Here is a 13,095-nt window from a genome sequence, read left to right on the forward strand (position 1 = left end):
CCTGTAGGAGTGATTTGGCTGTCTACCTCTGCGCTGAGTAAACAAGCCGCGTTCATACATTGACTGCCACAGACTGGGAACTATTATTGTAGTTAAGTACTCAACCTAATTGTACAGAGCAGTTTTATTATGTAAGTGCAGATACTTAACAAACTAATGAGGCAAGATTTTATATGAATATATTGAGCAAACTATTGATAAGTTCAACCATCGGTATCGCAGCATTGAGTGGTGCCGCACAGGCCAGCGACCTGATCTGTAAAGTCAAAGGCGGTGATGATGTCATCATGAAGAATATTGAGATCTTACGTTCAAATCAGGCGCTAGTTAAAATTGATGGCAGCTACATGTCTCCCACCATGAATAACATTTACCGGATAGACGGTGTCGATGGCCAAGATATTAGTGAAACACCAACCTATATTGCTTACACCCAATACCCCTTAGCGGATCATCAATTGCTTGCCACAGTACAAGTTGCTGACCAACCCGCCTTTACCGGAATGTGCACCGTCACTGAAGAGATGTAACTCGCGCATTCGTACTAACAAACCGTTACACCACCCTACGTTCTAGATTGACTACTCTAAGCTAGACCACACTTTGCATCTAAGGCCACAGCAGATGGCTGCAAGTGTCGCCAAACGCAACGACCACGCCACGCTCAACATGCAAGAGGATAACAATGATCGTAAGGTTTTCTTATTAAGTAGAAAGTTTCAAGCTAATGAGCGTACTTCTTGTGCGGGGCATATCAATCTCCTACTTCAGTAAGCACTAAAGCTTAGTAAGAGGTCTCAAAACCTGTCATTAATGCTGGCTGTCGATGAGATTTTTCTTGGTTATTTTGTTGGAATGCTAATCTAAACAGGTTTCTCCTACGCGGCAGAGTCGCTGGCATTATGTTGCAATTGTTCCAGTTTGGCTTCAACTATGTTACTAATATTGTATTTTTTAGTGCGAGGAATTATATTTCTTAAAAATATTTTTGCGATAAAAAGCATCTCTAAATTTTAGTTTTTAGTCAGAGCTGTTCTATTTTGATCATTAAATATCAAAAAGATACATAACTACCTACTAAATACAAGAAATCAGTATTCAAAACATGCTTAGCAAAGATATCAATATTACTAAACCATACCTATTAATAGTAATACCCAAATCGTGTTATGAGCTAGCTTATTGTTTCTAATTAGTTTAAATGTTTATTTAATCTTAGTGTTCTATTTTATGAAATATATTTCTATTTTGAATATATGTTTATCTGGTATTTACCACTGCAAACAATTGCAACTATTGTAATGAAAAAACGCCTAACGTTTTACTTGTGTATGGCTGGACAATATTTAGTTGTGTAGTTGTGGGTGGATTTAAGCTGGTGCACATGCCTAGATTTGATTGTTTACTGCTTGCTATACCTTTCTATTACTTACATTTTTTAATTTTATTACTTAATTTACCTGCATAGTTAATTTCTTATTCATTTCAATTGTTAACGGCTATTTTAAGAAGTACATCACTCACTTTACTTAGTGACTTTTTTTATTTATTTTGCCTCAGAATTTATTGATATTGAGCATTATAGCTTGATATTCCCTACTTCATTTGAGAACACACTATCGAATTCTTGAGTGGTAGTAATGACTTTAATAAAAATAAAATGGTTTTTGGAGTAAACATGAAATTAAGTACTAAAAAGCTTTTGCTTGTTTCAAGCATTGCAGCTGCGCTAGTAGGTTGTAACAGCTCATCAGACGATGACAATAACGTTAGTGATAACACCATCAGCGTTCGCCTGATGGAAACCACTGATATCCACACCAACGTAATGCCATACAACTACTTTGTCAGCAAAGAAGTTAACGAAACTAAACTGCCTGAATGGGGCTTAGCACGTACCTCTTTGGTTATCGAAGCCACACGTGGTGAAGTTCATAACAGCATGTTATTTGATAATGGCGATTTAATCCAAGGTAGCCCAATGGGCGACTATATGGCGTCGCTGGGTACTGAGCACGTTAAAGAAAATACCCACCCTGTTTACAAAGCAATGAACGAATTGCAGTACGACGCGGCTAACTTGGGTAACCATGAGTTTAACTACGGTCTTGATTTTCTTGATGAATCGCTAAAAGGTTCAAACTTCCCTTATGTGAGTGCCAACGTATGGAAAGTTGATAACTCGCTAGAGAAAGTAAGTAATGCTGCAGACGAGTGTGAAGTTCGCATCACTGAAGAGTTCTATGACACAGCTAAGCACAAATATGAGCCATACGTGATCTTAGATCGTGAATTTATGAGCAGCAACGGCGAAACTTACTTAGTTAAAGTCGGTGTTATTGGCTTTACTCCACCAAATATTATGGGCTGGGATGAATCACTACTTAAATGTAATGTCATGGTGTCTGATATCAAGAAAACAGCTGAGCATTATGTTCCAAAGATGAAAGCTGAAGGCGCAGACATTATTGTTGCGATTCCTCACTCAGGCCTAAATGATAATGACAATGAGTTTGCTGAAAACGCAACGTTACATCTTGCCTATGTTAATGATATTGATGCAATCATGTTTGGTCATGACCATCGTGAATTTCCAAATACCACTGGCGAATACGGCGAAATCGAAGGCGTAGATGCAGAGCTTGGATTAATCAATGGTATTCCTGCTGTGATGCCAGGTTTTTGGGGCGCTAAGCTAGGTGTTATTGACTTAACCCTTACAACTAAAGATAACGGCGAAAGCTGGGACGTTGACCATACTCAGTCAACATCAGAGCTTCGTTCACTAATCCCTAATAGCTCAAATCGTATTATCGAAGATTTAGTCGCTGAAGAGCATCAAGGTACGATTGATTACATGTCTACATCAATTGCCGACATCGATGTGAACATGAACAGCTTCTTCCCACAAGTGGTACCTGATTTATCGATTCAGGTCGTTAACGAAGCACAACTGCATCAGTTAATGAAGTGGAAACAAGCCGGTGAATTTAACGACGCAGCTGAAGACGCTATCTTCTTGTCAGTTTCAGCGCCATTCAAGTCTGGCCGTAACGGTCCACAAGACTTTACTAACATCCAAGAAGGCGAGCTCACTAACGCATCTGTTGCTGATATCTATGTATTTGATAACAATACCCCAGCAGTGTTGAAGATGACGGGTTCTGATATGAAGAACTGGATTGAGTGGGTTAACTCAAATGCTTACAACAGCCTACCTTTAGCAGCGGGTGAGCGATTCCTAAATGAATCATTCCCAGGTTATAACTTTGATGCGTTCTTTGGTGGATTCAGCCAATCAGGTGAAGGCTTACTTAAGTACACTGTGAATGTTGAAAATGAATCAAAGTACATCAACATTAATGGCTTTGAACATGACGTTACAGAGAATAAACAGCTAACTAGCCTGACCTATAACGGTGTTGAAATTGCTGATGATGCTGAAATTTATGTCATCACTAACAACTACCGTGCTTCTAATAAGAGCATGCCGGGTGTTGATAAAGCTGTTCTAGTAAAAGAAGAAGCAGCCTTTAATAACCGTGAGTTAGTGCAATTCTACCTAGAAGATTCGCTAGCTAATAATGGCGGTGAGGCTGCATTGGCATTCCCTAATGCTGAAGTGTTCCAGCTTGTAGCACCCAATACCAAGAGCGTTTGGTTTGCATCTGCCACACTTGATGAAGCATTCCGCTGTGTAGACAATGGCATCACTGGTCTTTCAACTGAGAAAGTAGAAGAAACTAAAGCCGGTACTGAAGGCTTCACTAAGTTCCACTTTAACTTTGACTACAACGGTGAGTTCAACTGTGCGGCTAAAGCTAAGTAGCTAAGTGGCTAAGTGGCTAAGTGGCTAAGTGGCTAAGTGGCTAAGTGGCTAAGTTAATAACTTAGCCTTTAACCAAGTTAGCTTAAAAGTTGTGATTAAACTAAACCCTACTTAGTGATAAGTAGGGTTTTTTATAATAATTAAATATTAGCTGACAGTGGCCGATAAACAATCGTCCAAATATTGTGAAGCTTCCCATTTATAATCACTAAAAACACACTGATGAGACAAACTTGACCACTTTCTAAAAACAGTGAACCAAAGTCGGAATACGCGGGGTGACGAAAAGATAAGCCTACTGCTTGAGCGGCAAAAAGTTTGGTTATGGACTGCGGATTATTTGGGGAGAGAGACTTTACTCTAACCCCACTATTTTACTCACGCCTCAAAAGCTTCAACTCTATTTCTTCCAGCCTTTTTAGCTTTATATAAAGCCTTATCGGCTCTATTGACTAAAGTTTCATGAGTATCGCCCTCAATAAACGAGGTTACCCCAAGACTTCCGGTTATGCGTTTAACTTCTGGGAAAATATGCTCTTCAATAAGACGTCTAAATTTCTCCGCCAGCTTTATAGCCCCATTAAAGTCTGTTTCGGGGCATATAATAAGGAACTCTTCCCCTCCCCAGCGACCGACAGTATCAATTAAGCGGAAATTATTTTTCATCATTTTGGCGATATTTATCAAACACTTATCCCCAAGTAGGTGACCATAATTATCATTCACTGTCTTAAAATGATCGAGATCTAACATGATGATACTTAAAGGATGTTGAAAGCGTTTGAGTCTTTCAATTTCATAACTAAGTACTGAATCCAGCTCCAATCGGTTTGCCAATCCCGTTAGTACGTCAGTTTTCGCTAGCTTAAGAGCTTTTTCTTCAAGTAATTTCGCGAAAGTAATGTCCGTAGATATACCTAAAATGCCTATGATGCACTCAGGATCGCTATCACAATAAACTGGCGTTTTTACGTTAAGATAAATTCGTTTTTCCGGATGTCCATCGTCAACAATAACCTCTTCTCTTGTGGACTCTCCAGATAAAACTCTTAGATCAACGGCTCTTAGAATTGGCACTATATCAGGTGAGAAAAAGTTAGAGTCATCAGCTAAGTTCAAATTTTCAGCAGTACATCCAAAAAGATCAAGAGTGTGCTTGTTTGCGTATACATACTCTAATTTGCAGTTCTTAATATATACAAAAGACTGCACGTGATCTAATGCTGCACGCAGCCCATTCAGCAGATTGACGTCTTCCTCTATCATTTGTCTATCCTTAACGACATCAAACTTGGAAAATTGAAATTAATATTCCATAAAATTTAACTTCAGCGGTATATTTAATAGCAGCCCGATAATGCGCTTAGCCACAAAATCATTTTGTGCAAAATATAACTCATAGCTATTTGTTGTAAATTGATTATTCTTATTTTTGTTACGTAAGTTACACTTTTACATCTCTCAAGCTTTGCCGATAACGCCCACCCAAAGCATTACCACCTTTTTTATTAAGCAATAATTTTGATTAATATTAAGACTGGAAAACTAAACCTCAGCCCCCCGCCCCCTTGTACGCTCCAACTTTGTATAAAAAAGGAAGTAACTGTCAATATTGAATAGATATCCGTTATTGCCAATAATCAGTAAAGATTTTTTGAAGCCAGAGTTAAATAAACGCCATATTAAATGCCGCCTTAAATGTGTCACGGGCTACACTTTTTCAACTGAGCGTAGGGCGGTAAGTTTATTATGCTAGTCTCTTTGCATTATTAATACAACCACACCAATGCTCATAGTGTTTACCCAGATTTTTTTCATCACCGCACTATCTTTATAATAGAAAATTGGCTCGCCTAGCCACGCGACTACAACGGAGAGCTCAACTGTGGGGCTAAAGCTAAATAGCTAACGCTAACTTAATAAGGCACCTTTAAACCAAGTTAGCTTAAAAGTTGTAAACTAAACCCCCAACTTAGCGATAAGTAGGGGGGTTAAATGCTGAGATTTAGGCTGGTGAGATATGAGCTTATACTCATGTACAATACGGCTCAGCGCTCAGCCAATTTAAAGTGTATTCACTTCCGTTAACGCTTTAAATTGTTCAAGTAATGAACGCTGCTGTTCCGTTAGATCCTGCGGGATTTCCACTTTAATTTGCACAAACAAATCACCCGTCGCTCCCTTACGATCCGTAACACCTTTGCCCTTTATCTTGAACTTACGCCCCGGTTGAGTCCCAGCTGGCAGTTTAAGCTTAAAACGCTTATCCAATACGTTAACTTCAAGCTCTCCACCCAATGCCGCCATCACCATATCGACGCTAGCGGTATAAATGAGATCGTTGTTGTCACGCTCAAGAAACGCATGTTCACGGGTTGCTATGGTCAGCAATAGATCACCAGCGGCCCCACCATTCACTCCAGCACTACCTTTGCCAGTGAAACGTATTTTTTCACCGTCTTTAATACCAGCAGGGATCTTAACCTTTATCTTTTTAGTTTCGCCATTAACCGGTAATTCAACAACTTTCTCAACACCTTGCACTGCATCAACAAAGTCTACAGTGAACACAAACTCACTATCTTGGCCTTTTTGGGCTCGACTACGCCCGCCTCTTGATTGAGAAAACATCTCTTCAAAATCAAAGCCATCAAAGCTTTGACCACCAAAGCCACGTTCACGCTGACTAAACCCGCCACCAAACATGTCGTTAAATCCATCTTGACTGTAATGACGCCCACCTTGGCCGTTGTTTTCAAGCCCTGCATGACCAAATTGATCATATTTGCGACGCTTGTCAGTATCAGTCAGTACTTCATACGCTTCTTTAGCATTTTTAAATTTTGCTTCAGCTGTAGCATCATCAGGATTTTTATCGGGATGATACTTCATCGCCAACTTTTTATAGGCTTTTTTTATCTCTTGATTTGAGGAGGCCTTTGAAACACCTAGCACGCTGTAATAATCTTGTTTAGACATGCTAAACCCTCACTAATGTATATCTCAAAAAAAAAGGGCCATGAGGTTATCTATGGCCTAAAAATTAACAAGCTTGTCTTGGACCGCTATTGTAATCCAAAAAGCCATTGCCACACATTAATAATCGATAATGAAAAAAGTCATTGCCACCCATTAACAACCAATTACTCACGAATAATCAATGAGATACCCAAGACGCGTTAGCTTGCCTTGGTATTTAATAGCCGTAGTCATTATTCAGCAATCGCCTCCCTTCCAAGAAGTTACTAAGATTTAAAAAATCAATCATATAAGCGGAAAATGGCTAAATGACAGACAAAGAAAGTACACTGCTAGATATACGCCATGAGCGCGAGGGCAATGATTATTTCCAGGTAAGTTTACGCTGCAAACATTGCGGATAATCAACGAATTACCTACCAATGTATGGCAAATTTACTCTCTTAAAAGATTGGGCTGCCAAGAGTGTGGTGGTGGACAGCGAGTGATTTAAGAGAATAGGGAAGATTTAACCCGTTCAGGCTGTAAGATAATGGAACCAGAAAGCTAAAGGTTATAACATGAGTGATTATTTTTTTGTAAAAGAGAACCAGCCTACGCCCATATATGCAGTAGCAGAAGAGTATGAAGAGGCGGCGTACAGCACTCGATTTACCTTTCCAAGTGCACCAATACCGGTTTTGGCACAACATAAGCCAAGAGAAGAGTATGAGATCCCAGACGTTATATTAGAGCCTGCACTCTCAATATCTAAGCGGCTTTTTGATTCACTACAATTAGAGCAGATGTATGGCGCAAACTGGATACCGATAAAGCTGATTGATCAAGGTGAACATGATTTCATGATGATGCAATTGGCACATGAAGTCGATGTTATTTGTCATCAGCAGAGCGTTTTTAAACGATTCAAACGAGGCTATATATCGGGGATGAAAAAACTGGTTATTGACCCAACTAAACTTGCGCAAATCCCGCTATACAAAAGGCTCGTTTTCCGAGATAAATCTTGGGGCTTTCACACCTTTTATCATAAAGATATCGTCAATCAAATCATGCAACATTCACCAAAGGGCGTTGAATTCGTGCCAATTGCAACCTTTAACGAGTCATGGGCAGGCTGATATGTATATTAGATTTAACCAAGAAAACATCAGTAAACCAAAGCCACCCATTAATAATCAATAACATATTCACCTCTCTCAATAAGTGCTGCTTGCAAGAGTAATCAGCATTCACTTTTTCATATCCAAAGAGTACGAATAGCGCAGAAGCTTTAAAAACCATGATTTGAGCAGAAAATGATAGGATTTAGACGAAAGAAGCCGGCATAGACTATAAGGCTATGAGTAATGTTCGCTGGTGAGCGTTAACCGTGTTTCCTATCCAAGATACTGACAACTGTTAGCAAAGTGCCTTCGCCGCTTCTCTAGGTGTTCACAATAATAGGTTAACTCCTGCAATGACCCAACGGGACCATGAAACAACTTACCAAAATCAGCAGCAAGCTTGACCCAATTCTCACTTGGAATATTAAGTCTATTCAATAGCCTTTCAGCACTAGGAGAAATAGAGCCTCGTTTATCATCACGAATGATTCGGCCAGTCTCATCTACAAGCATTAAGTAATCTTGCAGCGAGAAATTAATGCCTTTTAGTTGGCGCTTTGTCTCATTACCAATAAACGGCAATAACTTAGCAGGTTGTTTACCCCTTAAGGCTGCGTTCACTCGTAGTTGCAAGCTAGTGAAATCAGACTTTTCCGGGGTCTTCGCCATCTTGGCCCGAATAGGATTGAGTTCTACATAAGCCATACAAGCTAGCACAGCTGCCTCATCCAATAAGGCTTGGCTCTTAAAGCGTCCTTCCCAGAAATGCCCTGTGCAATTGTCTTCGAAGTTGGCTTGTCTAGCGATAGGTTCGTTGAGGCAGCGCATAAACCAACTGATATCACTCAGACGTGAGCGATAAGTCGCGATGAGGTGTTTTAGTGCGGCTACCATGCACTCCTCTATCACATCACCTTTAGCAAACTTCTGTGTTAAATCAGTACCATTAAACAGCTTGTGCCACTGCTCAACGACTTTCCTATCTGACCAACTGTTCACCATTTCAAGGTCAATATAAAGCACTACATGCAGATGGTTACTCATCACGGCATAGGCTGCGACATCTATCGCAAACACCTCTGTTAACTTGAGTATTTGCGCTTCAACCCAACCACGACGATGGTCATAATTCTTGCCTGTATATTTATCATCACCGCACAGGTAGGCACGGCGAACAACTCGGCTACAACAATGATAATAAGGCGTATCTTCAAGACTTATTAAGGTACTTCTTGCGCGGGGCATAATATCCTCCTACTAAGCAATACCTATAGCTTAGTAAGAGGCTGCAAAACATGCCATTAGGCTGGGTGTCTATGATTGGTTTTATTAAGGTCAACGAAGAGGTATACATTGCAAGACAAGTACATAGTCAAAAAGAAGGGGAAAGACACTTACCAGTTCAATATGCGAGTGCCTAAGGCCTTGATGCACCTCTACCCTCATAAGACATTCATTACTCGCACACTAGGCACTGCATGCATTAAAACAGCTAGAATTCGCAGGGATAGAATTGTTGGTGAAATTGCAGCGCAAAAGGAATCAGCTTACAGCAATGAAAGAGTAGCCTTCTTAGCTTTCGTTGATACCCTTAAAGAAGCTAAACAGGAAGCAAGAGGCAACCGTTACGAAGCATATTATCAACTCTCAACCCAAGATCTTCTTGATACAGACTCCTTCCCTAAGGCTCAATTAGCAGCCTCGCACTCGGTTGAGACAGGCAATATTCCAGAAGGGTATCGACCAACAATACGAGAGGCTTTGCATTCATGGCTTGAGCGTAACACACGCCGAAATGCAGATACTTTATCAAAAATTAAAACCACTACAGATAAGTTCTTAAAGTGCTGTGGTCAGTTTGATATTGAACTTGAATCTATCCACCGTAAAGATGTCCTTAACTACATAGAGCTGACGATTGACAGTTACAGTGTTAGCACCGTTTCAGGTAACCTCAGTAGGTTGAGAACACTCTATAAACACGCTTGGCAAATAGGTCTAATTGAACAACGTCCATGCCCATTCTCTGATCATGACCTAGCTTACTATAAAGAAAGCACTACGCAGAAAACCCAAATGTTTAGTGCTGAAGAAGTCCAAACAATCATGCTATGGGCTAACTCACAACAGAACGCAATGGCAGATATCACAAAGGTAGGTTTGTTTACAGGGATGAGAATTGGTGAAATCTGTAGTCTTAAAGCTGAAGATGTTCACATTGAAAATGACGTAATGGCCTTCTTTATTCGCAAAGGGAAAACTAACGCAGCTCAACGCACTGTGCCTGTATGTAATGAGCTAGTACCTACAATTAGGAAACGTCTGAGCATTCTTGAACCTGAAGCTCTGTTATTTGGAATGAATGGCAAGCAAGCTAGCCGTGACTTTAGCCACTTCAAGATCGAGTCAATCACAAAGGATAAGACCAAGCGATTCCACAGTTTCCGTGTCCATATGGCAACAGCTTTTAGTCGTGCAGGAATTGATGAGCTAACGGCTGCATTTATCCTTGGTCACAAAGGAGGCAAGACAATGTCTTATGGTTACTACGCTAAGGCTGATGAACTGCAAAGGCTAAAGGAGGCTACAGAGAAGGCGGTCGTGGTAATTAAGCGAGACTGGCTTACGCATAAAGGTCAAACAACAATGCCAGAGTTAACGTAAAGTAAATTCAAATGTTGTTTTTAAAATACATTTAAGGTAGCTTTGAACTAAGCTTAAAGGGAATTAGTTTTGCGCAGATTGAGTATATTGTGCTCAGTTTTAGAGTCTGTTATACTCTGCGCCCTGTTACTGACAGGCAAATATTGGTTAACTTAATTCTACCAGTTTTTCCGATGGTATGTATTAACAACTAAACAGGATTATTAGTATGGGCAATGTAATAAGTATCCAAGCTAAGCGTGAAGAACGTGAAGTTGAAGTGCATTTTGCCGAGCTGTTAGACAAGGAAGCTAGTATTGAAGGTAGTGTTAAACCTCTTCCTCGATCTATGTTTGACCGCATAAAAGTACTTCGTGAGCAAGCTGAAGTTCAGCGTCAAGAACACGATCTTATTGAGTGCTAATTTAAGGCTTGTTGCATGGATGTACAAGTAGTAAACGGCTTTGAGTTACACTCTCTCGAAATCTTTCAAGAATACCTCGATTCTTTAATTTCAGAAGTAGAAGCAATTAGTAAAACAAGCGAAGCACTTTATGAGCACCCCTCGTATAAGCTGTTAGATTGTGTTGCTTCTGCTATCTATGAGTATGTCCCTAAAGACCCCCAGTCTAGAGATTTCAATCTCGGAACCACCCTAGATAAAAGTAAAAGCAGAAAGTTTACTAGCTGGAAAAGAGTAAAAAAACACATGCCTGCTAGGTATAGACTATTTTTCCGCTTCAATACTCAGCAGCCAAAAACTATTGTTTATGCGTGGCTCAATAACGAACAAACCCTTCGTAAAGAAGGTGCAAAGACCGATGTTTATGCAGTCTTCACCAAAATGCTAAAAAATGGAACAATCCCTGATTCGTGGGCAGAACTAATTGCCGAGTCAAAAGCACTGAAAGATACTGCTTAGTTCCATAGTTAGTAGAAATTAATCGCCACCATTTTCTAACATCTTTTATGTACCCATTAGGTATACCCATATAGGTATGGTCAAACTCCGATCGAACAGTACCCATTAGGATTGATTTTGATTAACGGGTACTGTAATCTCCACCCCCTCTTAAGACCTAACGGGTACACTACGTGGCACACATTGCCTATCTCCGAGTCTCCACAGTAGAGCAGAACACTGACCGCCAACTCAACGATACATGTATCTCCTTTGATAAGACCTTCACTGATAAATGCAGTGGTGGTACAACCAAACGACCAGCCTTAACGGAACTAAAAGACTACGTTAGGGATGGTGACATTATTCATGTACATAGCATTGACCGCCTTGCTCGTAACTTGGTTGATTTAAAGCAACTGATTAATGAATGGAATAGCCAAGGTATAACCGTCAAGTTCCATAAAGAAGGTCTAAGCTTTAATGCTGGTGGTAACGACCATATGTCAGAGCTAATGCTTAACATGCTTGGTGCTGTAGCTCAGTTTGAATTAGCGATGATTCAGGAGAGGCGTCAGGAAGGCATTGAGAAGGCTAAAGCAGCAGGCAAATACAAAGGTAGGCCTACTAACGAATTAAGCCACCAGCGGATCTCTGAGCTACGTTCTCAAGGGGTTTCACTAAGGAAGATTGCCAAGGAAATAGGCGTATCATTATCTACAGTACAAAGGGCTTTAGCGGCTAATGAATAAACTTAAACCTATCATTTGTAAGGGGTGTGGAAAGAAACGAGTTCCATTCCTTGGCAGTAAAAATAGACCCACAAAGTTTTGCAAAGAGTGTAAAGGTGGTAGCTTTTGGACTTCAGCTTTTGGCTTATGGTTTCTAGATGCAGCTTCAAGACAATCAATTGACTCAATGCCATTCGATAATGACGATGTTATGGCTATCTATCAATTATGGTTAAGACGAAGACAAGCCCAAGGAACTCGTTACGTATCAGAAAAGGCCTTTGATTATGGTGATGACCCTTTTGGTGCTGATTCTGAGCCAGTACGAGTAGAGTCTGGCAAGTGGCAAAGTGAATACAAGTATCAATTATGTCACCTAGACCCTGTTGCAGGTAAAGGCTTCCAAGGAAGGCTAACCGCTAAGAACCTAGTCATTGCGCCAGCTATTAATAATCAAACTCTAGGTAACTCGCAGGCCGTAGACCATGGCTTTAGAGTTCATACCGATAAGGTGCCCTTTAAGGATAACCAAGCAGTTAAAGCATGGTGTACTAAGACATACAATATTGCTGCTATTGCTCAAGAGTTAAAGCTAAAATCTAAATCCACAGAGACACCTCAAAGTGACCTCTGGTTAAGTCAAGGTTCTGTTGCCCCATCTAAACTGTTCGTTGAAGAAGTAAATAGACTCGGTGGTAATTGGACTGCTAATAGTGTTAATGACTTCTCTAATGCTTTTGATCAATTCCTTCAACAGGGCGTGCAAGGTTCAAGTTATATAGAGTATCACTACGGTAAGACCATTGATGAAGACCTGTCTGCAGAGGACTTTTAGACGAATTATGTAGACCTCAAAGATCCAGCACAAAAACACCTACAGAGCCCTGTGCACGGGGCTTTTCGGCA

The 13,095-nt window shown here is 40.3% G+C and carries 11 protein-coding genes; 8 read left to right on the top strand and 3 right to left on the bottom strand.

Translation table 11 applies throughout. The features are described from left to right. Positions 1–173: 173 nt before the first annotated feature. Together SHAL_RS19460 and SHAL_RS19465 are read left to right on the top strand one after the other, a co-directional pair. Positions 174–530: a hypothetical protein gene (locus tag SHAL_RS19460; protein WP_012278822.1), complete on the top strand. Its 357-nt coding sequence runs from the start codon at positions 174–176 to the stop codon at positions 528–530. A 1,148-nt stretch (positions 531–1,678) separates the two neighbouring features. Further along, complete coding sequence (locus SHAL_RS19465; RefSeq protein ID WP_012278823.1) at positions 1,679–3,829, top strand: bifunctional 2',3'-cyclic-nucleotide 2'-phosphodiesterase/3'-nucleotidase; 2,151 nt, start codon at positions 1,679–1,681, stop codon at positions 3,827–3,829. A gap of 378 nt (positions 3,830–4,207) precedes the next feature. Here SHAL_RS19465 and SHAL_RS19470 read toward each other — a convergent pair whose 3' ends face one another. Next, the gene (locus SHAL_RS19470; protein WP_012278824.1) at positions 4,208–5,095 is read right to left on the bottom strand and encodes a sensor domain-containing diguanylate cyclase; all 888 of its coding nucleotides are present in this window, start codon (positions 5,093–5,095) and stop codon (positions 4,208–4,210) included. 798 nt (positions 5,096–5,893) lie between these two features. Further along, positions 5,894–6,808: a DnaJ C-terminal domain-containing protein gene (locus tag SHAL_RS19475; protein ID WP_012278825.1), complete on the bottom strand. Its 915-nt coding sequence runs from the start codon at positions 6,806–6,808 to the stop codon at positions 5,894–5,896. 560 nt (positions 6,809–7,368) lie between these two features. On the opposite strand from SHAL_RS19475, the gene SHAL_RS19480 reads away from it, so the two are divergent. Beyond that, entirely contained in the window at positions 7,369–7,929 is a 561-nt protein-coding gene (locus SHAL_RS19480) for a hypothetical protein (protein ID WP_012278826.1), read from the top strand. A gap of 258 nt (positions 7,930–8,187) precedes the next feature. Here the strand turns inward: SHAL_RS19480 and SHAL_RS19485 are convergent, their stop codons facing one another. After that, entirely contained in the window at positions 8,188–9,159 is a 972-nt protein-coding gene (locus SHAL_RS19485; RefSeq protein ID WP_012278827.1) for a transposase, read from the bottom strand. Positions 9,160–9,267: 108 nt separating this feature from the next. Here SHAL_RS19485 and SHAL_RS19490 point away from each other — a divergent pair, with 108 nt between their 5' ends. The 5 genes from SHAL_RS19490 to SHAL_RS19510 all read left to right on the top strand — a co-directional run bounded on the left by SHAL_RS19490 (position 9,268) and on the right by SHAL_RS19510 (position 13,024). Further along, on the top strand, positions 9,268–10,578 hold the full coding sequence (locus SHAL_RS19490) for a site-specific integrase (RefSeq protein ID WP_041416132.1): 1,311 nt from the start codon (positions 9,268–9,270) through the stop codon (positions 10,576–10,578). Between the two features lie 208 nt (positions 10,579–10,786). Further along, a complete protein-coding gene (locus tag SHAL_RS19495) occupies positions 10,787–10,981 on the top strand; it encodes a hypothetical protein (RefSeq protein ID WP_012278829.1) in 195 nt (64 codons plus the stop codon). 15 nt (positions 10,982–10,996) lie between these two features. After that, positions 10,997–11,479, top strand: coding sequence for a type II toxin-antitoxin system YhaV family toxin (locus tag SHAL_RS19500; RefSeq protein ID WP_012278830.1), 483 nt, complete (start codon positions 10,997–10,999; stop codon positions 11,477–11,479). Positions 11,480–11,652: 173 nt separating this feature from the next. Continuing rightward, positions 11,653–12,210, top strand: a complete 558-nt coding sequence (locus SHAL_RS19505) for a recombinase family protein (protein ID WP_012278831.1) — start codon at positions 11,653–11,655, stop codon at positions 12,208–12,210. Next, positions 12,203–13,024: a hypothetical protein gene (locus SHAL_RS19510; protein ID WP_012278832.1), complete on the top strand. Its 822-nt coding sequence runs from the start codon at positions 12,203–12,205 to the stop codon at positions 13,022–13,024. Before SHAL_RS19505 ends, SHAL_RS19510 begins: the two co-directional genes overlap by 8 nt. Positions 13,025–13,095 lie beyond the last annotated feature (71 nt).

Origin of the sequence: Shewanella halifaxensis HAW-EB4, from assembly GCF_000019185.1 — a bacterium.
Classification (GTDB): Bacteria; Pseudomonadota; Gammaproteobacteria; order Enterobacterales; family Shewanellaceae; genus Shewanella; species Shewanella halifaxensis.